This is a genomic window from Ruegeria sp. CF3 (assembly GCF_056537365.1).
In genome coordinates, this window is the sequence record NZ_JBQFRK010000001.1 from 1263041 (window position 1) to 1287329 (window position 24289).

Here is a 24289-nt window from a genome sequence, read left to right on the forward strand (position 1 = left end):
TTGCCATGGAGATTCGACCGATAACCCCCCGCTACGCCGTCTCACCTCAGATCTCGGTGGAGGACGTGCCAGCCATTGCCGAGGCCGGTTTCGTCAAGGTGATCTGCAACCGTCCCAATACCGAAGTTCCGCCGGATCAGCAGTCAGACGCCATCGGTCAAGCCGTTCGCGAGGCCGGGATGGAATATGAGGTTCTGGAGTTGACACACCAGACGATGACACCGGAAAACGTGGCGCTGCAACGCGATCTGGCCGAAAGCTGCAGCGGGCCGGTTCTGGCCTATTGCGCCTCTGGCACACGATGCTCGGTGGTCTGGGCGCTGGGACAGTGCGATCGGCTAAGCACGGATGAAATCCTCGATGCGACCGGAAAAGCGGGCTATGCGCTCGACGGGTTGCGCCCGGCATTGGAACAGCTGCGAGGGCGCGGATAAGCCTCTTAATCGCGGCCATTGCCTTTGGGCGCTGGCAGACCGGCGAGGTGCGAGATTTCCGTGACACGCTGTTCGGAACTGGCAGGCAACAAGTCGTCGGGTTCCAGGAGGGAATCCTCGGTCGTCAGATCATGCGCTACAATATCGTCATCAAGCGGGGACGACATCTCGTCATCCGGGGCCGAGGGCGTCAAGCTTGATTTGCTGGCCAGAAATCCGGCGCAGTCCTTGGCGGGCAACGCAGAAGGAGGGCCTTGTTCGTTGATCCGAACCGCACGCATTCCGCCGCACTGACCGAGACGTCCGATGGCGGTTCGGGCACGATCGATTGACAGAACTTCAACCCGATCCACCCGCGCGCCCTGCAGCGGCAGGACATCCCCGACGGACAATTCCGAAAGCGCTGTCAGCGGCAAAGACAGGCGGCAGATCACGGTGTTCAGCTCAGCCCGAATTACCCCGGATGCCTGATCAAGATTCACCTCCGATTGGATGATATCCGCAACCTGTTCCTGATCCGAGAGCGGGCGCTCGGGCAGCAGGATACTGACCTCGCCCTGACGCGGACCACCGGCAAGTTCGACCGTCAGATCAAACATGCGATAGACCTCATCCACCAGCGCCAGGTTCAGTGCGCGCCGACCTTCGGCGCGTGAGGTGAACTCATACCCGGACAGGCTGGCCATGTCTGCCGGGGACTCAACCAGTTTCAGAGCCCGGCTCAGCATATCCTCGATCAGAGGGGCGACCATGGCAGCGTCGGTGTCGGTAAACGCACGCTCGGGTGATGGGTCAGAGGTGACCATGGCAATCGTTTGCTGCTGGACGATGGCAGAGACGCAACCCGGGTCCAGACAGGCCGCAGCCAGGCCGCCCTGATCCGAGGTAAACAGCAGCATCAACCACCCCTCATTCAGCCGGTCGGCTATATCTTCCTGCGCACGTACGGCCTGCTTTGCCCCGATGACCGACAGCGCCAGCCCCATGCTTTCGCCGGAGGCGCGTGCCAACCCCAGCCGCAAGGCGCGCAGGACCGAGCGGGGCGTGTCGGCACCGCATTGCCCCGCTGAAAGCTTTCGTGCCAGTGCTGATGTGGTCATGGCCCCGTTCCGCCGTTTGTCGATGCGATGACAATTTGTCTAACCCGGCGGAGGTTACGAATGTCTTTATGACGCCCTCATTGCGCGGCCTGACGAAAGGCCAGCGGAAGGCTGACGCGGAATGCCGCCCCTCCCTGCCCCGGCAGATAGGCAACTTCGCCGCCCAGGCGCTGCATAATCTCTCGGCAGATCGCCAGCCCCAACCCTGCCCCGCCTGCCTTGTCCGAGCCGACGCGGGCAAATTTCTCGAATACCATCGATTGCGCCTCGGCCGGGATACCACCGCCGTTGTCGATGAAATCGATTACCACCTGCCCGCCGACATCATGGGCCGAGATGGTCAGCACCGGTTCAATGGCGTCGCAATATTTCTGGGCGTTGGAAATCAGGTTGATGAACACCTGCCCCAGCCGGTCGAGATCCGTGTGCAACGGGATACGTTCACTTGCGCGCACCCGCCGTACGCCAATCTTTCGATCACTGCCCGCCAGCGCGCTTGAAACGGCGCGGTCCAGAACTTCGCTTAGGGTGGCTTCGCCCATGTTCAGGCTAACCTGGCCGCTTTCCAGCACGCTAAGGTCGAGCAGATCATCCAGTAGCCGGGTCAGACGCAGCGATTCATCATGTATGATCGCAGCATAACGGATTTGTTCCTCGGCGCTGAGGCCATCGGTGTCGCGCATAATTTCAGAAAACGCCCGAATCGAGGTCATGGGCGTGCGCAATTCGTGGCTGACCTGGCTAAGAAACGCGTCTTTCTGTTTCGAGACTTGCGTAAGCTTGGCATTCGCCTCGCGCAATTGCCGCGCTGTGCGGCTAAGCTCAGTCGATTTTGCCTCAAGCTGGCTGGAATATTCCAACATCTGCGCGGACTCGTCGGCAACGGCCAACAGGTCTTCGACAGACACAGACGCCCCGCCAACGATCTGACCGATCATCGCATGGGCGGTCGCGGCCCCGACCGAGCCGCTGAGTTCACGTTCCAGCCGTTCCAGAAACTGCGGCGTAGGCTCGGGCAGTCGTCCGGGGCGACCATTCTGGCGCTCGGCTTCGGCTTGAAAGAACTCTTGCGCGGGAATAGTGCCCAGAATCCGCTGGGTCATGATCATCAAGTCTTCGCTTTGCGCAACCGAACCGGTCCAGCCACGGGCTGAAACTGAATGGTCAAATACATTTACGAATTGCGCACCCTGAAGGCGTTCCAGCGGGCTGGGGAAGCTGAGCATCGAGGCGACACAGAAGGCGATTGTATTCAGCGACAGCGACCACATGACCGTATGCACCATCGGGTCGATCCCTTCGATCCCGAACAACGCCTGCGGGCGCAGCCAGCCCCAGCCGAAGGGTCCGTTTTCAATCACCGATGCCGGGACAATGCCGCCACCCATGCCAGGCAGCAGCAGTGTGTAAATCCAGAGAAAGAACCCGACGCTGAGCCCGACCAATGCCCCAGTTCGGGTCGCGCCGCGCCAGAACAGGCCACCCACCAGTGCGGGCAGAATCTGGGAAATCCCGGCAAAGGCCACCAGCCCGATCGAGGTCAGGGCAGCCCCGCCCCCCGAAAGCTGGAAGTAGAAATAGCCCAACGCCATGATCGCCGCGATCGAGACGCGCCGCGCCATCAGCACGACTGTTCGCACATCACCAGAGACCGACGCGGTGCCTTCCTGCGTATTCAGCCAGATCGGCATGACCACATGGTTCGAGACCATGGTTGACAGCGCCATCGCGGTAACGATCACCATTGATGTGGCCGAGGAAAACCCGCCGATGAACGACAGCATCGCCAACCAGTCATTGCCCTGCGACAGCGGCACGGTCAGCACAAACAGGTCGGGGTTCGAGCCTTCGGGCATCAGGTCCAACCCAACGACGGCGATGGGCACGACAAACAAGCTCATCAGCAGTAGGTAGAGCGGAAAGGCCCAGGCGGCGGTGCGCAGGTGGCTCTCATCGTCATTCTCGACCACCATGACCTGAAACATCCGCGGCAAGCAGACAAAGGCCGCCGCCGAAAGGAAAATGAAAGTGGTCCAGCGCCCGGCATCCACATGCCATTGGCCAATTTCCGAGGCATCGATCTGATCCATCATCGGCCCCAAGCCGCCAGCGACGCCCCAGACAACAAAGATGCCAACGGCCAGAAGGGCGAAGAGTTTCACCACAGATTCCAACGCAATAGCGGTAACAACGCCGTGGTGGCGCTCATTGGCATCCAGATTGCGCGTCCCGAAGAGGATCGCGAAGACGGCCAAGCCCGCCGCGACCCAGAACACACTGGAGCCTTCGCGATAGAGACCTGAGGGATCGGCCTCGGCAAAGATCGAAAAGGACAGTGTGATCGACTGCAATTGCAGCGCGATATAAGGCGTGCCGCCCAACACCGCCAGAATGGTCACGCAGACCGCCAGTGTGTTGGACTTGCCGTATCGTGACGAGATCAGGTCAGCGATCGACGTCACGCGCTGGCTGCGTCCGATGCGCACGAGTTTGCGCAGGCCCCACCACCAGCTGATCATCACCAGTGTAGGACCCAGATAGATGGTTACGAATTCAAGCCCAGAACGCGCGGCGTTGCCAACCGCGCCATAAAACGTCCATGCAGTGCAATAGATCGACAGTGACAGGGTGTAGATCAGCGGGGAACGCAACCATTTCCCGCCGCCACGCGCAGCCAGCCGGTCCGCTGCGAAGGCGACGCCGAACAGAAGAACCACATAGCCCAGACAGACCAGAATCAGGACATTCAGGGTTGCCATGTCTCGGCCTCGGGCTCGGCAGTCTCGCGCGCGGTCATGCGTTTGGCGACGAAGCCGAAGATCACGCTGATCAGGATCAGAACACCCCAGCACGCAAAGATGTAGAACATGGCCGTCGACAGCGACAGAGCCTCGGCGCCTGCGCTATCATCCGGCCATAGAAGAGGCAGCGCGAGCATTGCGGCACCTAGAAACGGCAGCAGCCGCGCTGCATCCGCCAGCCTGCGCCGACGATAGCTTTGCCGTTCCAGAAACAGGGACGGACGAACTGGCGAGGGCCGATCTTTGCCGTCGCCCGCGGAGCTCATAACTGAGACGCCTGCGCATGCAGGTCGCGCACCGCTGTCAGGACTTCGGTGTTCGAAAACGGCTTGGTCATGAATCGGCTGACCCCTGCCTGCTCGGCCATTTCACGATCGCGGGATTGCCCGCGCGCGGTCAGCATCAAAACCGGCAACGCCTTCATTTCATCATGTTCGCGCAGATCGCGCAGTACATCCATCCCGCTTTTTCCCGGCAACATCACATCCAGAATCACCAGATTGGGCCGCGCGGACAGAATCACCTGCACCGCATCCGTTCCCTCGGCATGGGTTTCAACCTGCCACCCCTCGCGTGTCAGCAGAAACCGGATCGCCTCGGTGATGTTGGGCTCATCCTCGATCAACAGAACCTTGCGGCTCATATTTGCATATCCTCCCCATGACGGATTGCACGTCCGGCCACCCGTCCAGCCCAGATTAAGCGCTGTGTCACGAAACTGTCAAAACCCTTCGCTCAGGATCGATGGCTCGCGCCGCGCGCTGCATTCGCGTTTCGGGCATATCCGACAACTGGCTCCGGCTTGCGCCGCGTTTTCCGCAGGCTGCACCGTGTCTTCGACCGGCAGCACCAGCATGACCGAACGGTAGACCGGCTCGGCCCCGAATTCCTTAGCTGGCTGAGGGGTGGCGATTGCAAAACAATCAAACTCGGCAGCGGTTCGACCAAGCTGAACGACCCGTTTCCGGATCGGGACCAAGGGCCGATTCAAGGCGGTGAACAAGGGCCAGAGCGGACAGGCCTCGCCATGGCGCGGCAGGGCAAACCCCGGCGCGGGTTTAAAAAACAGAACGCTGCCGGAGGCGTCGCAAATTACCAAGCCAGCCGGACGCGCCAGCGTGCCTTCAGGCAGAAAGGCCAACCGTCGCAATACCGTAGCAAGATCCACTGAAAACACCGTCGCCAACGCCAGCGGATCGGGGTTTGCTGCATCCAGCGCGGCACACACCTGATCCAGCGGCATAGCGCGCGCGTCGGCGGCATAAAGGTCCAGCAACCCCGAGGCCACAGTGTTGGCCGCAGCGGAATCGAGCCCATCCAGCGGCACTTCGGTCAATTGCCCACCGTCTTCGAGTTCCGGGAAATGATATCCTTGCTCGGCAAAAAACGCCTCGACCGCGTCCAGTGGGATACCGCGCAGATCGCGCTGCCCGTCACTGTCATCCAAATAGGTCACCAGCGCTTTGGAGCTTTCGGCCAGTCGTTCGGCATCCTGATGCAAGTTGCGATGGAACCGGTCGCGCCATTCCGGTTCGATCTCTCCCGGTTCAGCCAAGATTGCAGCTGTTGAGCGGATAGCGGCGGCGGTCGACAGCACCTCGTGCATTGAGGCCGCCAGATGCGGGTCATGGGTCAGTCGGTCGGAAAGAACTTCGACAGTGCGCTCCAGCGACACTACGCGGCGATGCATTTGCGCCAGAACACCCGACCAACCGGGAAAGCGGCCGGCGAATTCTTCCAGCCCGTCCACCTCGGCCTTTTGACCGACTGCATCCGCCGCGGCCTCGCGCAGAGCGGCGATGAGCGTCTCTTCGATCCCTTTTGTCAGCAGCGACGGCTCGACGGACAAAGCCGCCGCGATATCGACGAGCAGTTTGCCCCCAATGCGGCGGCGGTTGTGTTCGATCAGGTTCAGATACGATGCCGAAATCCCCACCTGCCGCGCCAGTTCCGCCTGTCGCAGCCCAGAGATTTGCCGTCTTTCGCGTATCCGGCTGCCGGTCAGCGTGTCACGCATGGCGTTTATATCCTTGGCTTCTGCGGCTGGTTTTGCAGATTAACTAAGTATTTATTATCTGTTGCTGACTAATTTTCAAAGAAGATTTACAACTTTGACAACAGCAACAGAAAGAAACCCGCCCTTTCCTACCGCCCACCCTTCTCTTTCGACGCAATACCCGTCACCATAAGAACATGAGCGATCCCGCCTTTGAATACGCCCCCATCGGCCTTGTTGAGCTTGAGAACCGGATCATCCGACGGTGCAATCTGCAATTTGCGCGGACCTTTGGCGGGGATGAGGTTGACTATCGCAACATGCCCCTGCTGCATCTTTATCCTTCGGTCGCCGATTGGGAACGGATCGGCGCGCGTAGTCTGCAGGTGATGCGCGATACAGGCTATTACACAGACGAACGGGTGATGCGGCGACGCGACGGTGACCTGTTCTGGTGCCGCGCGCGGGGGCGTTCGCTGACGCCAGACGATCCGTTCCGGCACGGGATATGGAGCTTTTCGGACATCTCGGAAGAGCGCCCCTTGGTGCAATTGACAACCCGCGAACGCGAAGTGGCCATCCTGTCATGCCGGGGTTTATCCGCGAAGGAAATTGGCGTTGAACTTGGGCTAAGTTACCGCACGATCGAGGCCTATCGCGCCCGACTTTTGGAAAAATACGGAGCCCGCAAGCTACCAGAACTGGTCGCAAAATTGTCTGGAACGCCGCTGTAATCGCGACAGCCCTCGTAATTCGCGCAAAAACCCCCATTTGGCAGGCTTAGACGGCGCTTTTCATGGCCGTCTGCATGGCTTATAACCCTGCGTAATCAAACCAAGCCCGCAGCAAACAGACGGGCATAGGGGAACCTTCGAGGACACTCATGACAGATACCAAACACGAAGCGGATGTCGCGTTTATCAAGGCACTGGCCGAACTGCTGCGCGAGAATGACCTGACCGAATTGCAGGTCAAGCGCGAATATGGCGAGGAAGACAGCCTGAATGTCCGTGTCAGCCGCATGTCGCAGACCGTGGCCGCTCCGGTTCAGGTTGCGGTTCCTGCGGCTGCACCGGTTGCCGCACCTGCTGCCGCGCCGGCCGCTGCCGAAGCGCCCGCTGCCGTGGATGATCCCGCCAGCCATCCAGGCGCGGTGACCTCGCCCATGGTAGGCACGGTTTACATGCAACCGGAACCGGGCGCGCCTGCGTTTATCTCGGTCGGTGCATCGGTCTCGGAAGGTGACACGCTATTGATTGTCGAAGCCATGAAGACAATGAACCACATCCACGCACCCAAGTCGGGCACCATCAAACGCATTCTGGTCGGCGATGGTGATGCTGTGGAATTCGGCACGCCTCTGGTCATCGTTGAGTAAGGCGGGCCCATGTTCGACAAAATCCTGATTGCCAACCGAGGCGAGATCGCCCTGCGTGTGATCCGTGCTGCGCGCGAGATGGGGATCAAGACGGTTGCCGTGCACTCCACCGCCGACAGCGATGCGATGCATGTGCGCATGGCGGACGAATCGGTCTGCATCGGCCCCCCGCCCAGCCCGCAAAGCTATCTGTCCGTGCCCGCGATCATCTCGGCCTGTGAAATCACCGGCGCGCAGGCGATCCATCCCGGCTATGGCTTCCTGTCCGAGAATGCCGAGTTCGTGCAGATCGTCGAAGATCACGGCATTACCTTCATCGGACCCACCGCCGAACATATTCGTGTCATGGGTGACAAGATCACCGCCAAGGACACGATGAAGGAACTGGGTGTACCTTGCGTTCCCGGTTCGGACGGCGGCGTTCCCACGCTGGCCGACGCCAAGCGTATCGGCGAGGAATTCGGCTATCCCGTGATCATCAAGGCCACCGCCGGCGGCGGCGGTCGCGGCATGAAGGTGGCACAAAACGCCGATGAGATGGAAAGCGCCTTCATGACCGCACGCGCCGAAGGCAAGGCCGCCTTTGGCAATGATGAGGTCTATATCGAGAAATATCTGACCACCCCCCGCCATATCGAGATTCAGGTCTTCGGCGATGGCAAGGGAAAGGCAGTGCATTTGGGCGAACGCGACTGTTCGCTGCAGCGTCGCCACCAGAAGGTGTTCGAAGAAGCCCCCGGCCCCAGTATCACGCCGGAAGAACGCGCCAAGATCGGTAAGATCTGTGCCGATGCGGTCGCCAAGATCAACTATATCGGCGCGGGCACCATCGAGTTCCTCTATGAAAATGGCGAGTTCTACTTCATCGAGATGAACACGCGTCTACAGGTGGAACACCCCGTGACCGAAGGCATCTTCGGCGTCGATCTGGTGCGCGAACAAATCCGCGTCGCCGCTGGTGAGGACATGTCGTTCGGTCAGGACGATCTTGAGATCAATGGCCACGCCATCGAGGTTCGCATCAACGCGGAAAAACTGCCGAACTTCTCGCCCTGCCCGGGCAAGATTACGGCCTATCACGCGCCAGGTGGTCTGGGCGTGCGGATGGATTCCGCGCTCTATGACGGCTATTCGATCCCGCCATATTACGACTCGTTGATCGCCAAACTGATCGTTCAGGGCCGTGACCGGGCTGAAGCTTTGGCCCGTCTGGAACGTGCTTTGGGCGAGTTGATCGTCGACGGTATCGACACCACCGTGCCGCTGTTCCACGCGCTGCTGCAGGAACCTGACCTGCACAGCGGCGAGTACAACATCCACTGGCTGGAGCACTGGCTTGCGGAGAACATTGCCTAATCTGACCAAAGGGCCGAAGGACAACCCCCCTTCGGCCCCGAGGCACCCGGCATGAGCCTTTCCCCTGAACTTCTGCTCCATGGCTATTCCATCGGCATTTTTCCGATGGCTGAGCATCGCGACGACCCCGAGTTGTTCTGGGTCGACCCGAAGTTTCGCGGCGTGTTCCCTCTGGATGGGTTCCACATCTCCCGCAGCCTAGCGCGGCGTATCCGGACCTGTGGGTTTTCGGTAAGCATCAATCGCGATTTTGCGGGCGTCGTGGATGGCTGCGCCGACCGATCGGATACCTGGATCAATCCCGAACTACGCCGTCTTTATCAGGAACTACACCGGACCGGCCGCGCGCATTCCCTCGAAGTCTGGGACGGCGCTTCACTGATTGGCGGCGTTTACGGTGTAGTCCTCGGCGCGGCCTTTTTTGGCGAAAGCATGTTCTCGCGTCGCACGGACGCATCGAAGATTGCACTTGCCTATCTGGTGGATCGACTGCGCCAAACCGGGTTCACGCTGTTCGATACGCAGTTTCTGACGGCGCATCTGGCCTCGTTGGGCGCGATCGAGATCCCGCGTGCGGTTTATCATAGCGAATTGAAACAAGCGCTTGACCTGAAAGCAGATTTCACCGCTGATCTGCAGCAAACCCCTCAGGGTGTGATACAACGTATCACCCAGACATCGTAGCGGGCGTGATCCAACGCGTTCAGCGCGGGTGAGGTCGCAATCATCCAGCCATCAAACAGCTGCTGCGCCTTACCCTGTTCCCAGATGGTCAGATAGGCAAAGGCGTCACCTGTCGGGTTTTCGGCTGGATAGCGACAATCACCCAGCGCGACATCCAGACCAAAGACCGACGTGGTCTCGCCGTTCTGTATTTCGATGTCCACCGTCTGCCCGCTGACCTTGTCCAACCCGCGCAACATGGCGCCGGGGCCGGATTCGACCTTTTGCTGCGCAGCAGCTCCGGTTGCGGTGACCATCAGAGCCACCAGTGCAGCGCGGATCATTCGCTTCCGTCCCCGGCCACGAATTTGACCAGCAACGAGATCAGGCTGACCGCGCCTTGCGTATCGGTAATCTCATCACCCGCCTCAAAATAGAACGGGGAACCGCCCGGCATAACCTCAACAAAGTTGCCACCCAGCAAGCCTTCGGAAGAAATCACAGCGGCGCTATCGTCTGGAATAAGAATACCATCTGCCACGGAAAATCGGGTGTCCGCACGGTACGTATCAGAGTTTAGCGTAACGCCGGTCACCGTCCCAATCTTGACCCCGGCAAGGCGTACATCCGTGCCAACGCCCACACCTTCGAGCGAGCGGAAAGACGCGCCCAGCTCGTATCCTGCGCCGGATTGAGACAAGCCTGTGGATTGGCTGGCGTAGACACCGAACGCAATGGCGCAGGCCAGCACGGCACCGCCGACGATAACTTCGGTCTTCGTATGATTAGACATCTGGCCTCGCTTATTCCGGGCTCCACGCCTCGTAATCGCTACGTTCAACCGGATCGGCACGACGCAGAGAACCGGCAGGTGCATAGGCCAGCGCGGTGCCAGTCAGATTCTCCTGATGCGGTTTTTCCCAGGACTTGTGCGCCAGAGGTTTATCGGTTGGCGGTTCATCCCATGTGCGGTGTAGCCAGCCATGCCAATCGGGATCGATCCGGCTGGCCTCGGCTTCGCCATTGAAAATCACCCAGCGCTTGCTGTCGTCGGCATTGCGATAGAACACGTTGCCCTCGTCGTCCTCACCGATCTTGATCCCCTTGCGCGCAGTGTAGAACTGCGTGTTCAGGGTGGCCCCGTTCCACCAGGTCACGGCCCGCAAAAGACTGTTCAGGATTCCCATCGGCTGCCTCCGGCATTTCTGTCCCAGAAGATATGGACCAAAGGCACGCTAAGGTCCAGTACTGCCAGCGCTACCTGCGTCATTCCGGCAGGATAGCGGTGACTTCAATTTCAATCCGGTATTTCGGATCGATCAATCCGCATTCGATCATCGTCGCTGCAGGAGGGTTCGCACCAAAGGTTTCGGCCAGAATGGGCCAGCAAGGTTCAAATTCGGTTCGATCCGGCAGCATATAAGTGATGCGCACGATATCAGAGAATGAAGCACCCGCCTCGGCCAGCGCGTTTTCGATGATAGACAGCGCCGAGCGGCATTGCTCCACTACCGTTTCACCTTGCCCAACAGTTCCCGCAACATGAACCCAACCACCCGCGACAACCGCGCGGCAATAGCCAACCTTAGCTTCAAACTCACCACCCGAAGAGATACGTCTTACTGTCATCGTGTCCTCAAACGAAAACGGCGCGGACATTGCCGCGCCGTGTGTGCATTAATCTATTCGGTTCAACCCGCCGAAGCCGATTCCGCCGCGTCTGCGTAGATGATCAAAGGCTGAGAGTCCGACGTCACAGCCTCTTCGTTGACCACAACTTCGGTCACGTTCTTCATGCCCGGCAGTTCGAACATTGTATCCAGCAGGATGTCTTCCAGGATAGAACGCAGACCGCGCGCACCGGTTTTACGCTCGATCGCTTTCTTGGCGATCGCCTTCAGCGCATCATCGGTAAAGGCCAGTTCCGCATCTTCCAACTCAAACAACCGCTGGTATTGCTTGACCAGAGCGTTCTTCGGGCTGGTCAGGATGGTGACCAAAGCGTCTTCGTCCAGATCTTCCAGCGTCGCCAGAACCGGCAGTCGGCCGACGAATTCGGGGATCAGGCCAAATTTCAGCAGGTCTTCGGGTTCCAGATCCTTGAAGATCTCGCCCACGCCGCGCTCGTCATTGTCACGCACGTCGGCACCAAAGCCCATGGCCGAGCCTTTGCCACGCTGTGCAATGATCTTGTCTAGTCCAGCGAATGCACCGCCACAGATGAACAGGATGTTCGTGGTATCCACCTGCAGGAATTCCTGCTGCGGATGTTTGCGCCCACCCTGCGGAGGAACGCTGGCCACGGTGCCTTCCATCAGTTTCAGCAGGGCCTGCTGAACGCCCTCGCCCGATACATCGCGGGTGATCGAAGGGTTTTCAGACTTGCGGGTGATCTTATCGACCTCGTCAATATAGACGATGCCGCGCTGTGCGCGTTCGACATTGTACTCGCTGGCCTGCAGCAGTTTGAGGATGATGTTTTCAACATCTTCACCCACATAACCGGCTTCGGTAAGCGTGGTTGCGTCCGCCATCGTAAACGGCACGTCAAGAATCCGCGCCAGCGTTTGCGCCAGCAGGGTTTTGCCGCAGCCGGTGGGGCCAATCAGCAAGATGTTGGATTTTGCCAGTTCTATATCGCTGCCCGCTTTCTGGGCATGATTGAGACGCTTGTAGTGGTTGTGTACCGCAACCGACAGCACCCGCTTGGCGGTGGCCTGACCGATCACATAGTCATCCAGCACTTCGCAGATATCCTTGGGTGTTGGCACACCGTCCGAGGATTTCAGACCGCTGGCCTTGGTTTCCTCGCGAATGATATCCATGCACAGCTCGACACACTCATCGCAGATGAACACGGTCGGGCCTGCGATCAGCTTACGCACCTCATGCTGGCTTTTGCCGCAAAAGCTGCAATAGAGCGTGTTCTTGCCGTCACCGCCTGAATTCGTCGCCATGCTTTACCCCTCGGGCTCCGTCTCAGCGGCCCCTCTCAAGGGCCGCGCTTGCCGTATATGCCTGCAGCTTAGGCCAGCGTTCTGGCAGCTACAATCTCAAAATCATCCCTCACGCCGGACGCGCGCGGATTTGAACCTAGGCCTCGTCACCATCCATCTTGGCGCGGTTCTCGACGATCTCGTCGATATGGCCCCAATCCTTGGCCTCTTCCGGGCTCATGAAATTGTCACGATCCAGCGCCTTTTCAACCGCCTTTTTGGTCTGCCCGGTATGGCGCACATAGATGTCATACAGGCGATCTTTCAGCTTTTGCGTCTCGGCCGCGTGGATCATGATGTCGCTCGCCTGGCCCTGATAACCGCCGCTGGGCTGGTGCACCATGATCCGGCTGTTAGGCAGCGAAAAGCGCATTCCCTTCTCGCCCCCGGCTAACAGAACCGAACCCATGGACGCCGCCTGACCGATCACCAATGTGGAACATTTCGGCTTGATATACTGCATTGTGTCGTAAATCGACAAACCACTTGTGACCACGCCACCGGGAGAGTTGATGTAGATCGAGATTTCCTTGTTCGGATTTTCCGCCTCAAGGTGCAGCAGCTGAGCGACCACCAAATGGCTCATACCGTCATGGATGGGGCCGTTGATGAAAATGATCCGCTCTTTCAGAAGGCGCGAGAAGATGTCGTATGCGCGCTCGCCCCGGCTGGTCTGCTCGACGACCATGGGGACGAGTGTGTTCATATATGTGTCAACTGGATCGAACATAGGGAACCTGCCTGCTTTGATATGGATCGGGACCTTACCCGAAGAAGGGTTACCCGAGTCTTAGTGCCGCCACAGGGGGGCTGCAAGGGGGGCCGAACGTTCCCACGAATTCCGTCTACCTGCACGACCCGAATGCACACGCCGCTACAGGTCGGTAGACGGATTGCGCGGAAACGTGCTGGTTACATCACGCTATTTTGATCCATGCATATGGAAATACATGCCTGGAAATTGTACCAAGAGTTCTCGCTGCGGATGCGGCGCCGGTCAGGCGTCGGGATTCGGCGGCACTAACGAGGGAATACGATCATGGCTTTTCCGCAAATGACCGAGGATATGTCACCCGGCGAGCTTGACCGGATGGTTGAAAACGCAACGCGCGCATCGAACTTTCTGAAAGCCATAAGCCACGAAGGGCGTTTGATGATCCTGTGTCACCTCGTCTCGGGCGAGAAATCCGTTACTGAACTGGAACAATTGCTATCGGCCCGCCAAGCCGCCGTTTCTCAGCAACTGTCGCGGCTCAGACTTGAGGGGCTGGTTGTTCCTCGTCGCGAAGGCAAGGCGATATATTACCGGCTGGCAGATGATCGACCAGCCCGAATACTGGAAGTGGTGTACGAACTGTTTTGCGCTCAGGATGCGACCTGAGCCTAGTATTTAGCCCTTCGAAATCGGCCATGCAAAACCTGTAGCTATGGCCCGGGAAAGCTGCTAGTCAATTCGAAACAAGCACTTATGGAGCAACCGATGATCCGCGCAATTCTGATTGGCCTGGCCCTGTTCACCTTGACCGCATGCGAAACCGCAAAGGGCGCTGGCAAAGATATCGAAAACGCCGGAGATGCCATCCAGAACGCGGCCGAGGACGTGCAGGAAAACATCTGATCGTGACGGGATGTTGCGTTCAGGCAACGCTTACCCGCAATATGTAGTTGCCACACCGACTCAACCCGAGTAGTGTGCCGGTACAGGTGCATAGACGCGGCATTGCATTTCTGACACTTTGACGGGGTTCTTTTGCGCAAGCGAAAGAACCCCGTTCTGGTCCGGAGGGTGGTGCGTGGTAGCCTGTATGAACCTTGGGTTCTCAAAAAGGAAAAGGCGTCAGGTGCTCAGACGCGGTCTTTGCATGCATCCTTGCGGACACTCCTGACGCCTTGCCGGTCCGTTCCGCCCGAGGGGCTTCCCGGTCCAGTTGCCTCGGCCCCCGAAGGGACATTGGCCACTGCCACACGCGCTATGTCGCGTCGCAGTCCGCGCGGACCTTCTGAGAGGCTGAGCATTTAACCCGAACCGAAGCCCAGACCACCTGCTCCACCACCGGTAAGCCATTGCAACTACAAACAAATCCTAAAATCCGCCTTCGCTGCTGTGGCCCCCTTGGCCCTTGCATCCCGCCCCTGTTCCGAAGATCAGAAGCAGTAACCAGACTGTTACATCAGCGTCATGATCCGGCAAGAAAATAGCACTGCAGCATAAAAATTAGACGGGGATAAGCTGTTGATATCCGCCGGGAGAGCCATGTGGATAACCCGAGAATTCGCGTCATCGCGCAGGCTTGGGGATGGAAAAAGTCAAATATGGATCGCCGGCCAGAATTCGCTTGGTTTCTGCACCTGCGAAGGTCCCGCGCGCTGAATTAGGGGGGTATTGTCCGAGTTGTACAACACTCAAGCCCCCAATCTTTCGAATCGTACAACCGGAGATTCGCCTATGCGCCTGACCATTTCTCAAGCCCGCGCCCGTTTGGGCGAACTGGCCACCTTGTCGCAAGACCCCCGGCAAGTGATCGTGCTGACCCGTTATGGCAAACCGATCGCCGCACTGGTGTCGATGAACGAGGCGCAGCGGATCTGGGAGTTACTGGATGATGACACCATCGGACGCAAACACCCGCTCAGCGGGCTGCGCGGGTGGTGGTCGAAGGGGCGTGGTATTCCGGGGATGGAACCTGGGCCGGACGGTTCTTACCTCACCGCGCGCGACGCCGCGCTGAAGGTCCGCGAGATCCAGATGACCCGTGCCGAGGAACGCCGCATTCTCAAGCGCGGGGGTCTGGACCCTGTCGCGGGCGGCGAGATCGCCGCCCGGCCCGTCGCCTCCCTGTGGAGACAGTTGTTTATGAGAAGCGCTCCGACCTGAACGGGGTACCTACTACTCCTGCCGCAGTCACAAATCTCAGCGGCATTAACCCCCTTTAACATCCGATCGGGCCGGAAACGCTTCAGTTCACCTGACGTTCCAGAACTGTGCTGTAGGTCGTTCCGTTCCGCAGGCTACGGAAATCGGCAAAGATCTTGCCGTCCTCGTACCGCGCATCGATCAACGCATTGGCGCCAATCACCAGCGGGGATGTTTCAACGATGCCGATCGCGCCAGACCCATCGAGGCTGATGGTTCCGGTGGCTTCGTATTCGTTCCATTCAGTATCACCCTCGCGGCGCCACTTGCTGGGGCCCCAGAAGACATTGTCTTCCTGCATCTGGACGTCGAGCATCCATTCGGCCTGATTAAAGCGGGGCTGATCCCCCTTGTAATAATGGCTGGGCTGCACGGTCGTGTAAGACCCGACCCACGTGCCGCGCAGATCCGGTGTGGTATCGGCCAGTGCTGCGGTTCCGAGGGCGAGGGACGTGGCCAGAGCGGCGGCTCCGGCAGTCATGTATCTGGTCATGGGGATCTCCTCCTGAAAGCGACCCTTTGAAGTTCAAAAGCGAACATCCTTGCTGTGGCATACAGATTGGGCGGAGGTGCGCCGGTTACAACTTACCTAAGGGAAACTTCATGAACCGGTAATGTTTGCGTCAGGCCCAGGCCAGCGCAGTGCCGAGGATGACCAGACCGATACCTGCCGCCTCGCGATACGAGAAGTTCTCGCCGAACAGAAAGAATGAGGCGATGGCGATCAGAACCACTTCGGCCCCAAGAATGCCGGTATAGATGATGCCCAGCCGTTCCTCGCGCAGAGCGGCGAGTTCGAGCGTGGCCCCGGCCAGCAGGGTCGCGACGATCAGTAGACCAAGACCCACGCCGGGGAGTTTCCACCAGAACTTCATCGCGATCATGGCAACGGAATAAAGGCCTGCTGATCCAAAAGCGATAAGGGGAACAAGCGATGTAGACATAAGGGCCTCCTGCAAAGGTTGCCGTTGGGTCAACTGTAGCAGATGGGCTGATTTAGGGCTGTGAGGTGGGTCACAGTTTCAGGTTCCATTCTCGCTTTTCTTCTAGTGTTTTTTTGCCCCCGAACTTGCAGTGATGGGTCGACCTGTTCAAAATTCAATTATTCATATGCGACTGGGGAGGGGTGCAATGACAACACTTTGCGAAATAGGTCAAACCGGAGTGCGAATCCCACGAATTGGCTTTGGATCAACCGGTATAGGCAACATTCCACAGATTTACGGTTACGAAGTTGATGAGAATAGGGCGCGCGAGACCATACGTGCCATACTTGCCCGGCCCGACGGTTTTATCGACACCGCCCGAGGCTATGCGTTGGGGCGTAGCGAGGAGCGCATCGGGAGTGTCATCCGTGAACTCGGTGGCTGGCCGAAAGGCCGCGTTCTGTCCACAAAAGTAGACCGTGACATGGAAACGAATGTTTTCGACGCCGCCCAAGCGCGGCGGTCCTTTGAACAAAGCCTCAAGGCTCTTGAGGTAGATCGCGTGGACATCCTTCATCTGCACGACCCGGAATACGCTGGTGACGTAACTGAGATTACCCGCAGCGGAGGTGCGCTGGACGAATTATTCAAAATTAAAGAGGAAGGATTGGCAACTGCAGTTGGTCTGGCGGGCGGGCAGTTGGATGTGTTGATGCCAATGCTGCGCGAACGGGATTTCGACGTGGTGATGACTCACAACCGGCACACGCTTGTAAACATGAATGCGGCGCCGCTGATCGAACTGGCCAACTCGAAGGACGTTACGGTATTGAACGCAGCGCCTTACGCCGGCGGAATCTTGGCCAGAGGCAGCGCAATCCATCATTTCTACGTCTATCGGCCAGCAACAGAAGAAACGCTCGCACCTGTGCGCGCGGTTGAGGAAATCTGTGCCCGCTATGACGTGCCCTTAGGCGCCTTAGCGCTGCAATTCTCGATGCGGGACGCAAAAATTGCGTCAACGGTGTGTGGAGTGACTTGGCCACAGCATGTGAGACAAACACTCGAATGGGCGGATTGGGATATCCCAAGAGCGGTTTGGAGTGAACTCGCGGAACTTGGTCAGAGTGACGCTGATCCTGAGGCCGTATAGAACCGATCAACGGAGAGGAAGGACAGCCTTAGCTGTCCATCTTCAACGCTGAAATAAACGCCTCCTGCGGGATATCCACCTTCCCGAACTGACGCATCTTTTTCTTACCCGCCTTCTGCTTGTCCAGCAGTTTGCGTTTCCGCGTGGCGTCGCCTCCGTAGCATTTGGCGGTCACGTCCTTGCGCAAGGCCGAGAGGGTCTCGCGGGCGATGACCTTGCCTCCGATGGCGGCCTGGATCGGGATTTTGAACATGTGGCGCGGGATCAGGTCCTTGAGCTTTTCGCACATTGCACGGCCCCGCATCTCGGCCCGGTCGCGGTGAACCATGGTCGACAGCGCGTCGACCGGTTCGTCATTCACCAGCACCGACATCTTGACCAGATTGTCCTCGGTGTAGCCGGTCATCTGGTAGTCGAACGAGGCATAGCCCTTGGTCACCGATTTCAGGCGGTCGTAGAAGTCAAAGACAACCTCGTTCAGCGGCAGGTCGTAGACGACCATGGCGCGGGTGCCCGCATATGTCAGGTCCAGCTGGATGCCACGGCGGTCTTGGCAGAGTTTCAGCACGTCGCCGAGGTATTCATCCGGCACCAGAATGGTCGCCTTGATGCGCGGCTCCTCGATATGGTCGACCTTGGACGGATCGGGCATGTCGGCGGGGTTGTGCAGCTCGATCATCTCGCCGTCTTTCATGTAGACGTGATAGATCACCGAGGGAGCCGTCGTGATGAGCTCGATATCGTATTCGCGTTCGATCCGGTCGCGGATGACCTCTAGGTGCAGCAGGCCGAGGAAACCGCAGCGGAAGCCAAAGCCCAATGCCGCCGAGGTTTCCATTTCAAAGCTGAAGCTGGCGTCGTTCAGGGCCAGTTTGTCGATCGCATCGCGCAGGTCTTCGAATTCGGAACTGTCGACGGGGAAGAGGCCGCAGAACACCACCGGCTGCGCGGGTTTGAATCCCGTCAGGGCCTCTTCGGTGCCGTTGCGGTCATTGGTGATGGTGTCGCCGACGCGGGTGTCGCGGACCTGTTTGATCGAGGCGGTCAGGAAGCCGATCTCACCGGGGCCCAGCGAATCCACCATCTCCATCTCAGGCCGGAAGACGCCGACGCGGTCGACATGGTGCAGGGTGTTGTTCGACATGAACTTCACCCGCATCCCCTTTTTCAGCGTGCCGTCCATGATGCGGACCAGAACGATGACGCCGAGATAGGCGTCGTACCAGGAATCCACCAGCATCGCCTTGAGCGGCGCGTCCAAGTTGCCTTGCGGCGCGGGCAGCTGCTGCACAATGGCCTCAAGTGTTTCGTGGATGCCCTGCCCCGTCTTGGCACTGACCTGAATGGCGTCGGTCGCGTCGATGCCGATCACATCCTCGATCTGTTCGGCCACGCGGTCACAATCGGACGCGGGCAGGTCGATCTTGTTCAGCACCGGCACGATTTCGTGGTCGGCGTCGATGGCCTGATACACATTCGCCAGCGTCTGCGCCTCAACCCCCTGGGTCGAGTCGACAACCAACAGCGACCCCTCGACCGCACGCATGGAGCGGCTGACCTCATAGGCAAAGTCCACGTGGCCGGGGGTGTCGATCAGGTTCAGCACATATTGCTCGCCATTGTCGGCGGTATAGTCGATGCGAACCGTGTTGGCCTTGATGGTGATGCCGCGTTCACGCTCGATATCCATGCTGTCGAGCAGCTGTTCCTTCATGTCGCGATCCTTGACCGTTCCGGTCTCTTGGATGAGCCGGTCAGCAAGGGTGGATTTGCCATGGTCGATATGCGCGACGATGGAGAAATTGCGGATATGAGCGAGGTCTGTCATGGGTTGGGGATATGCGTCGGAAATGGGCTGTGGTCAAGGTGGGACGAAGCCCCAGCGAAACCCTTTGATTGCGAGGCCTCTGACCGTTCAGAGCAACCTGTTTTTGACCAACTCCGCGTTCATCCAATGCGTATCACTTTGCACGTGACCCTCGCGCACGTATTTTGCGAGGTGAGTGGGCATGTCTTCATCGTTAAACGCTGCAGTTGTGCGAACGACAAAACCCTCCTGAGTATCCAGTTCCAGGCCCGCGATCACATCTGCCACAACCTTAACAGAGAACCGTCCGCGATAGAGTTCGGGAACGGCAGTAATCCCCAGCTCGAGAAAGCGTGAAAGCGTCGCGTCCCACGATTGCACGCGCTTTGCCTTGATCCAGGCGAAGCCCAGGAAATAAGTCGGCAACGCCGAGTACGCTATCGAGTGGCGAGCAAACAGATATTCACCGACTGTGCGCTCATCTTCGTCAAGCTGTGGCGAAATTCCGGCAGCGAAGGCCTTCATCCAATCTCGGGACGGGTGGTGTCGCGCGTCAATGCTGCGAGGATGGCAGCCCTGACTATGAATCGTTGTATTCTCACCGTCCAGTTCTTCGGTGAAGACGGCCTCCTCAGCCGAAGCCAGTTCATCAACGCTGGACATGATCTTATCATCGCTGGTGGCCCCGGGAGACTCCGGCAGATGGAACGTGCGCCCGTATTTCTTAAGCATAGTGGTCTCATGAAAGAGATTTAAACAATGTCTGGCCAGAAAACGCGACATCCCAGCCGCGTGCAATCACTTTTTCGAACCACCCAATTGATCCCGAATCCACTTTGATTCATACTCCGCCGCAGACCGAGAGGGGCATAAGACCCGTCCGGGCAGGCAAAAAACGAGGCTCGAGTATGAAACAGTTCCTCTTAATCGCATTTTGTGCGGCATCGCTGACGTCGGTGGCCCACACAGTGGACGCGGCGCAGATCAAGCGGGCGTGTCTAGCATCAGACCGTGAAGCGGCGACGCGGGCGCGGTGCCGGTGTATTCAGCGCGTGGCGGATCAGGCGCTGACGCGTAGTGATCAGAAGACCGTCGCCAAGTGGTTCACCAACCCGCATCAGGCGCAGGAGTTGAAGATGTCGCAGACCGCGCGCGATGATGCGCTGTGGGATCGGTATCAGAACTTTGGCCAGATGGCGCAAGCGATCTGCAACTGAGCCCTGTCAATCCTTGACCTGATGCCCGCTGCGCCTCAGAAATGGCGCAGCGAAAGGTATGTGCGATGGTGATGAAAGGGCTGACCCTGCGGGGCCTTGAGGTGTTCGAGGCGCTGGCACGGACGGGATCGGTGGCGCAGGCGGCCGAGATCACGGGGCTCAGCCAGCCCTCGGTTTCCCAGCAATTGCGCAATCTGGAAAAGGCTTTGGGCACCGATCTGGTGGATCACGGGCGGCGACCGATGCGACTGACGCAGGCCGGCCGCAGTTTCCTGGCGCGGGCCGAGGCAGTGCTGGCCGAGTTGCAGATGGCGCAAGGCGAACTGGCGGTGATGGATCTGGGGCATCTGACCACCCTGTCCATCGGCTTGATCGACGATTTCGACAACGACCTGACGCCTCGATTGGCGACGTTGCTGGCCGACAGTCTGACCCGGTCGAAATTCAAGCTGATCACGCTGCCCAGTCTGGACCTGTTTGCCGAGCTGGAAGCGCAGCGCCTGCACATGGCGGTCTCGGCCCATTCTGGCGAGGTGCTGGAGGGCGTGGTCGAATATCCGCTGGTGCAGGATCCGTTCATTCTGGTCGCGCCTAAGGGCGTTGCGCAACCAGTGCAGGATCTGCCCTTTCTGCGCTATGCCCGCGAGCAGTTGATCAGCCGTCAGATCGAAAGCCATCTGGCCCGACAGCAGCTGGAATTCGAGGAACGGTTCGAAATCGGCTCACACCTCGCGCTGATGGCGATGGTCGCGCGCGGCCTCGGCTGGGCGATTACCACGCCGCTGGGCTATATGCGCGCCGCCCGCTTCCACGACGGGATGGAGGCGCACCCTGCCCCGTTCGGTGAATTCGCACGCACCATTTCCTTGTTTACACGGACCGACTGGTCCGATCAGGTGCCGCAGGAGGTGGCCGACATGATCCGACGCCTGATGCGCAGCCAGATCGTTGATCCAGCGATTGCGCAATTGCCGTGGTTAGGTGGTCAGTTGAAGGTGGTGGGGTGAACCGGAAAGTGAGCATCCAGGCTCTTTTGTTTGAGCCATGCGTCATCCGTCCTGCAAACCAAAAGACGTTTACTGAGCGTTAGTATGTCCGGAATAAAGGCTGTTCTCACCTGCTGAATTCAGCTTCTACTAACGCCTCGTAGGCGTCCAGTTCAGCCTCTTTGACGACGTCGCGATCAGCCAACACTTCCAGAGCCATAAGTGCGACATCGGGGCTTTGAAACACTGCGTCCGCCAGGATCGCAAGATGTTTCAAGCTTTCTGTCGGTGAGTCCTCCAGTGCGAAGAACCTTTTCAGGAACACGGCGTCGCCATCAATGGCCTGATTGCGCATAGCGCGCATCTTCAGGCGGGACGAGGCACGGGTCTTGACCGCCATCGATTTTAGAAAAAGAAACTTGTGGAAATGAAATCCCTGCGCAGACAACTCGCTCATTTGTGAGTCAAGCAGTGGCTGACCTTTGTAAAGCGGCACCATTGCGATTTCGGATATCACAGCAACCGCATTCTTGAGTTTTTCGCGCGCATTCCTGAATACGTCCAATTCTCCGCCCTGCACGTCAATCTTCAGCAGATCGAACTCTGGCAGCTCTTTCAGGTCGTCCAGCCGATGGGTGGTTATTGGTACAACTTCTTCGACCCGCATTTGCCTGGGCCACCTTCCCATAACTCTGATGAAGTCGGGGTTGGGCTCGAATAGCGAAGTGAAGCCACTTCCCTTGCAAACATGAAGGCGCTCACTTCCTCCTCTGCCGATCGCATAAGGAAGATAGGTTTCATTTTCTCCTCCCTCTTCAGAGAGCCGTGCAAATGCATCTTGCTGTGGTTCGAAACCCCAGACATCGCATATGCGGTTCTTCAGGAGGGTTGAATATGGGGTAGCGCCAAGAGGATTGGCACCCACATCCACCACCCGCGTCAGTCTTTCCGGTGACAGAACTTCGTGCAGGAACAGCGCGCGCTCGTCGTTCATTTTTTGTGACTACCCTTCGGGGTATTCAGCTGGTTAAACGTGCCTGTGATCATATGTCTAACTCATTTGGATTAACTGGCTGCAGTCTCACTTGGAGCTTGGAGATTTATGTGTGCTGATGACAGCCTCGTGCGTGTATCAGGAATTTGTATCATTCCATCAAATGACCATTGGGGATCGGACTAGTATTCCATCCACTTAATGCGACTATCTGCATAGGCACAAGGGTTTGCGCTAAGAGGGCGGATGATTTGACCCCTGTCGCTGATTGCGATGCAGCCTGCGGAGGCCGAATAAACGTTGGTTTTGGGCTCAAACATGCTGTCGCTCTGGATTGATTGAATACGCAAGGCAAAACTACCACTGAGCCCGTACATGCGCATCCAGCCCCGCCACGGCCTCTTCGATCAGGTCCAGAACGCCGTCGAAATCCCGGGTGTAGTACGGGTCAGGCACATGGTCGGCACCGATATGGGGGGCGAAATCGGTCAACAGGCGGACCGGGGTGTCGTTGCCGTCCGGGCGCAAATCTTCGATGTTCGCGATGTTTTCTGCGTCCATTCCGATGATCAGGTCGAAGTGGTTGAAATCCTCGGCCACGAACTGGCGCGCGCGTAGGTCGCTGAGGTCGATATCACGCGCGCGGGCTGCCTTTTGCATTGGGCCGTAGGGCGGGTCTCCGATATGCCAGCCCGAGGTTCCGGCGCTGTCGGTCTGGTGCTGCGGGGCGCGGGCGCGAAAAGCACCTTCGGCGGCGGGGGACCGGCAGATATTGCCCAGGCAGACGAAAAGGATACGGTGTGACATAAGAGAGGTTTAGCGCGTGGGGCAGGTATGGAAAAGATCGTCATTCTGACCGGGGCCGGGATTTCCGCCGAAAGCGGGTTGGGCACGTTCCGCGATGAAGGGGGCCTGTGGGCGCAGCACCGGATCGAGGATGTGGCCACGCCCGAGGGCTTTGCCCGCAATCCGTCGCTGGTGCATCAGTTTTACAATGCCCGCCGAGTACAGGCCGCCAAGGCGCAACCCAACGCGGCGCATCAGGCGCTGGCCCGGTTGCAGCAGGGCTGGCCTGGAGAGGTGATCCTTGTCACCCAGAATGTCGACAGCCTGCACGAGGCAGGAGGGGCCGCGCATGTGATCCATATGCATGGCACGTTGGCTGGGGCTTTGTGTGCGGCGTGCGGATATCGTTGGGCTTCGCCACCCGAAATGGATGTGGGTGAGCCCTGCCCGTCCTGTCACCAGCCCTCGGCCCGGCCCGACGTGGTATGGTTCGGCGAGATGCCATATTTCATGGATGAGATCTACGACCATCTGATGGAAGCATCGCTGTTCGCCTCGATCGGCACCTCGGGGCAGGTTTATCCGGCGGCAGGGTTTGTACAAGAGGCGCGGGCCGTGGGCGCGCGGACGATCGAATTGAACCTTGAGCCATCCGCCGGAATTTTTGATGAAACCCGGCTGGGGCCAGCCTCAGAGGCAGTACCGCGCTGGGTCGATGAGCTGTTGGCGCGAGGCAGCACGCGATAGGGGCAGACAGCGGCGCGTCTTCCCGTCTATGGTGC

29 protein-coding genes are annotated in these 24289 nt (G+C 58.7%); 12 read left to right on the top strand and 17 right to left on the bottom strand.

The features are described 5' to 3' along the window. The first annotated feature begins 5 nt into the window (after nucleotides 1-5). Nucleotides 6-434 carry a protein tyrosine phosphatase family protein gene (locus ACR0KC_RS06375; RefSeq protein ID WP_170397163.1) on the top strand — a complete coding sequence of 143 codons (429 nt, stop codon included), beginning with the start codon at nucleotides 6-8 and terminating at the stop codon, nucleotides 432-434. A gap of 5 nt (nucleotides 435-439) precedes the next feature. Here ACR0KC_RS06375 and ACR0KC_RS06380 read toward each other — a convergent pair whose 3' ends face one another. From ACR0KC_RS06380 to ACR0KC_RS06400, 5 genes are all read right to left on the bottom strand, one after another. After that, the gene (locus tag ACR0KC_RS06380) at nucleotides 440-1534 is read right to left on the bottom strand and encodes a FliM/FliN family flagellar motor switch protein (protein ID WP_480771618.1); all 1095 of its coding nucleotides are present in this window, start codon (nucleotides 1532-1534) and stop codon (nucleotides 440-442) included. Nucleotides 1535-1611: 77 nt separating this feature from the next. Beyond that, nucleotides 1612-4293, bottom strand: a complete 2682-nt coding sequence (locus ACR0KC_RS06385; protein WP_170397168.1) for an ATP-binding protein — start codon at nucleotides 4291-4293, stop codon at nucleotides 1612-1614. Beyond that, nucleotides 4281-4601 (bottom strand): hypothetical protein, encoded by a 321-nt coding sequence (locus ACR0KC_RS06390; protein ID WP_170397170.1) that lies wholly within the window; start codon nucleotides 4599-4601, stop codon nucleotides 4281-4283. The genes ACR0KC_RS06385 and ACR0KC_RS06390 overlap by 13 nt, the downstream gene beginning before the upstream one ends. Beyond that, nucleotides 4598-4978 (bottom strand): response regulator, encoded by a 381-nt coding sequence (locus ACR0KC_RS06395; RefSeq protein ID WP_170511295.1) that lies wholly within the window; start codon nucleotides 4976-4978, stop codon nucleotides 4598-4600. Before ACR0KC_RS06395 ends, ACR0KC_RS06390 begins: the two co-directional genes overlap by 4 nt. A 78-nt stretch (nucleotides 4979-5056) precedes the next feature. After that, a complete protein-coding gene (locus ACR0KC_RS06400) occupies nucleotides 5057-6352 on the bottom strand; it encodes a short-chain fatty acyl-CoA regulator family protein (RefSeq protein WP_480771619.1) in 1296 nt (431 codons plus the stop codon). Between the two features lie 176 nt (nucleotides 6353-6528). Between ACR0KC_RS06400 and ACR0KC_RS06405 the strand changes: the two genes are divergently transcribed. From ACR0KC_RS06405 to aat, 4 genes are all read left to right on the top strand, one after another. After that, nucleotides 6529-7065 (top strand): helix-turn-helix domain-containing protein, encoded by a 537-nt coding sequence (locus ACR0KC_RS06405; RefSeq protein WP_170397176.1) that lies wholly within the window; start codon nucleotides 6529-6531, stop codon nucleotides 7063-7065. Nucleotides 7066-7214: 149 nt separating this feature from the next. Continuing rightward, entirely contained in the window at nucleotides 7215-7709 is a 495-nt protein-coding gene (gene accB / locus ACR0KC_RS06410) for an acetyl-CoA carboxylase biotin carboxyl carrier protein (protein WP_170397178.1), read from the top strand. Between the two features lie 9 nt (nucleotides 7710-7718). Further along, complete coding sequence (accC, locus tag ACR0KC_RS06415) at nucleotides 7719-9065, top strand: acetyl-CoA carboxylase biotin carboxylase subunit (RefSeq protein WP_480771620.1); 1347 nt, start codon at nucleotides 7719-7721, stop codon at nucleotides 9063-9065. A gap of 51 nt (nucleotides 9066-9116) precedes the next feature. Beyond that, the gene (aat, locus tag ACR0KC_RS06420) at nucleotides 9117-9749 is read left to right on the top strand and encodes a leucyl/phenylalanyl-tRNA--protein transferase (RefSeq protein ID WP_170663837.1); all 633 of its coding nucleotides are present in this window, start codon (nucleotides 9117-9119) and stop codon (nucleotides 9747-9749) included. Here aat and ACR0KC_RS06425 read toward each other — a convergent pair. The 6 genes from ACR0KC_RS06425 to ACR0KC_RS06450 all read right to left on the bottom strand — a co-directional run bounded on the left by ACR0KC_RS06425 (nucleotide 9713) and on the right by ACR0KC_RS06450 (nucleotide 13454). Further along, nucleotides 9713-10072 carry a DUF2155 domain-containing protein gene (locus ACR0KC_RS06425; RefSeq protein ID WP_170799915.1) on the bottom strand — a complete coding sequence of 120 codons (360 nt, stop codon included), beginning with the start codon at nucleotides 10070-10072 and terminating at the stop codon, nucleotides 9713-9715. The two genes, aat and ACR0KC_RS06425, sit on opposite strands and share 37 nt — an antisense overlap. Continuing rightward, nucleotides 10069-10521 (bottom strand): outer membrane lipid asymmetry maintenance protein MlaD, encoded by a 453-nt coding sequence (gene mlaD, locus ACR0KC_RS06430; protein WP_170466091.1) that lies wholly within the window; start codon nucleotides 10519-10521, stop codon nucleotides 10069-10071. The genes ACR0KC_RS06425 and mlaD overlap by 4 nt, the downstream gene beginning before the upstream one ends. A gap of 10 nt (nucleotides 10522-10531) precedes the next feature. After that, nucleotides 10532-10915: an NADH:ubiquinone oxidoreductase subunit NDUFA12 gene (locus tag ACR0KC_RS06435; protein WP_480537206.1), complete on the bottom strand. Its 384-nt coding sequence runs from the start codon at nucleotides 10913-10915 to the stop codon at nucleotides 10532-10534. 79 nt (nucleotides 10916-10994) lie between these two features. Then, complete coding sequence (locus tag ACR0KC_RS06440; protein WP_480705501.1) at nucleotides 10995-11357, bottom strand: RidA family protein; 363 nt, start codon at nucleotides 11355-11357, stop codon at nucleotides 10995-10997. Between the two features lie 62 nt (nucleotides 11358-11419). Continuing rightward, nucleotides 11420-12685 carry an ATP-dependent Clp protease ATP-binding subunit ClpX gene (gene clpX, locus ACR0KC_RS06445; protein ID WP_170397188.1) on the bottom strand — a complete coding sequence of 422 codons (1266 nt, stop codon included), beginning with the start codon at nucleotides 12683-12685 and terminating at the stop codon, nucleotides 11420-11422. A 136-nt stretch (nucleotides 12686-12821) separates the two neighbouring features. Continuing rightward, the gene (locus ACR0KC_RS06450) at nucleotides 12822-13454 is read right to left on the bottom strand and encodes an ATP-dependent Clp protease proteolytic subunit (RefSeq protein ID WP_039970058.1); all 633 of its coding nucleotides are present in this window, start codon (nucleotides 13452-13454) and stop codon (nucleotides 12822-12824) included. Between the two features lie 309 nt (nucleotides 13455-13763). Between ACR0KC_RS06450 and ACR0KC_RS06455 the strand changes: the two genes are divergently transcribed. The 3 genes from ACR0KC_RS06455 to ACR0KC_RS06465 all read left to right on the top strand — a co-directional run bounded on the left by ACR0KC_RS06455 (nucleotide 13764) and on the right by ACR0KC_RS06465 (nucleotide 15599). Beyond that, the gene (locus ACR0KC_RS06455) at nucleotides 13764-14105 is read left to right on the top strand and encodes an ArsR/SmtB family transcription factor (RefSeq protein ID WP_480705502.1); all 342 of its coding nucleotides are present in this window, start codon (nucleotides 13764-13766) and stop codon (nucleotides 14103-14105) included. Nucleotides 14106-14204: 99 nt separating this feature from the next. Beyond that, nucleotides 14205-14342 (top strand): entericidin A/B family lipoprotein, encoded by a 138-nt coding sequence (locus ACR0KC_RS06460; RefSeq protein ID WP_010443271.1) that lies wholly within the window; start codon nucleotides 14205-14207, stop codon nucleotides 14340-14342. Between the two features lie 828 nt (nucleotides 14343-15170). Beyond that, complete coding sequence (locus ACR0KC_RS06465) at nucleotides 15171-15599, top strand: hypothetical protein (protein ID WP_480763585.1); 429 nt, start codon at nucleotides 15171-15173, stop codon at nucleotides 15597-15599. An 82-nt stretch (nucleotides 15600-15681) separates the two neighbouring features. Here the strand turns inward: ACR0KC_RS06465 and ACR0KC_RS06470 are convergent, their stop codons facing one another. After that, nucleotides 15682-16131 carry a hypothetical protein gene (locus ACR0KC_RS06470; protein WP_170397193.1) on the bottom strand — a complete coding sequence of 150 codons (450 nt, stop codon included), beginning with the start codon at nucleotides 16129-16131 and terminating at the stop codon, nucleotides 15682-15684. Nucleotides 16132-16261: 130 nt separating this feature from the next. Continuing rightward, nucleotides 16262-16582 carry a hypothetical protein gene (locus ACR0KC_RS06475; protein ID WP_170397195.1) on the bottom strand — a complete coding sequence of 107 codons (321 nt, stop codon included), beginning with the start codon at nucleotides 16580-16582 and terminating at the stop codon, nucleotides 16262-16264. Between the two features lie 187 nt (nucleotides 16583-16769). On the opposite strand from ACR0KC_RS06475, the gene ACR0KC_RS06480 reads away from it, so the two are divergent. Continuing rightward, the gene (locus ACR0KC_RS06480) at nucleotides 16770-17717 is read left to right on the top strand and encodes an aldo/keto reductase (RefSeq protein WP_170397197.1); all 948 of its coding nucleotides are present in this window, start codon (nucleotides 16770-16772) and stop codon (nucleotides 17715-17717) included. Between the two features lie 28 nt (nucleotides 17718-17745). Here ACR0KC_RS06480 and lepA read toward each other — a convergent pair whose 3' ends face one another. Together lepA and ACR0KC_RS06490 are read right to left on the bottom strand one after the other, a co-directional pair. Next, nucleotides 17746-19545, bottom strand: a complete 1800-nt coding sequence (gene lepA, locus ACR0KC_RS06485; protein WP_170424201.1) for a translation elongation factor 4 — start codon at nucleotides 19543-19545, stop codon at nucleotides 17746-17748. Nucleotides 19546-19632: 87 nt separating this feature from the next. Next, on the bottom strand, nucleotides 19633-20256 hold the full coding sequence (locus ACR0KC_RS06490) for an RNA ligase family protein (RefSeq protein ID WP_480771621.1): 624 nt from the start codon (nucleotides 20254-20256) through the stop codon (nucleotides 19633-19635). A 176-nt stretch (nucleotides 20257-20432) separates the two neighbouring features. Here ACR0KC_RS06490 and ACR0KC_RS06495 point away from each other — a divergent pair, with 176 nt between their 5' ends. Together ACR0KC_RS06495 and ACR0KC_RS06500 are read left to right on the top strand one after the other, a co-directional pair. Continuing rightward, complete coding sequence (locus tag ACR0KC_RS06495) at nucleotides 20433-20741, top strand: hypothetical protein (RefSeq protein WP_170404173.1); 309 nt, start codon at nucleotides 20433-20435, stop codon at nucleotides 20739-20741. A 65-nt stretch (nucleotides 20742-20806) separates the two neighbouring features. Continuing rightward, on the top strand, nucleotides 20807-21748 hold the full coding sequence (locus ACR0KC_RS06500) for a LysR family transcriptional regulator (RefSeq protein WP_170397757.1): 942 nt from the start codon (nucleotides 20807-20809) through the stop codon (nucleotides 21746-21748). Between the two features lie 106 nt (nucleotides 21749-21854). On the opposite strand, the gene ACR0KC_RS06505 is transcribed toward ACR0KC_RS06500, so the two are convergent. Then, on the bottom strand, nucleotides 21855-22658 hold the full coding sequence (locus tag ACR0KC_RS06505) for an FkbM family methyltransferase (RefSeq protein ID WP_170404176.1): 804 nt from the start codon (nucleotides 22656-22658) through the stop codon (nucleotides 21855-21857). A 420-nt stretch (nucleotides 22659-23078) separates the two neighbouring features. Continuing rightward, nucleotides 23079-23528 carry a low molecular weight protein-tyrosine-phosphatase gene (locus ACR0KC_RS06510; protein ID WP_480705512.1) on the bottom strand — a complete coding sequence of 150 codons (450 nt, stop codon included), beginning with the start codon at nucleotides 23526-23528 and terminating at the stop codon, nucleotides 23079-23081. A gap of 27 nt (nucleotides 23529-23555) precedes the next feature. On the opposite strand from ACR0KC_RS06510, the gene ACR0KC_RS06515 reads away from it, so the two are divergent. Beyond that, the gene (locus tag ACR0KC_RS06515) at nucleotides 23556-24254 is read left to right on the top strand and encodes an NAD-dependent deacylase (RefSeq protein ID WP_480705514.1); all 699 of its coding nucleotides are present in this window, start codon (nucleotides 23556-23558) and stop codon (nucleotides 24252-24254) included. Nucleotides 24255-24289: the final 35 nt, after the last annotated feature.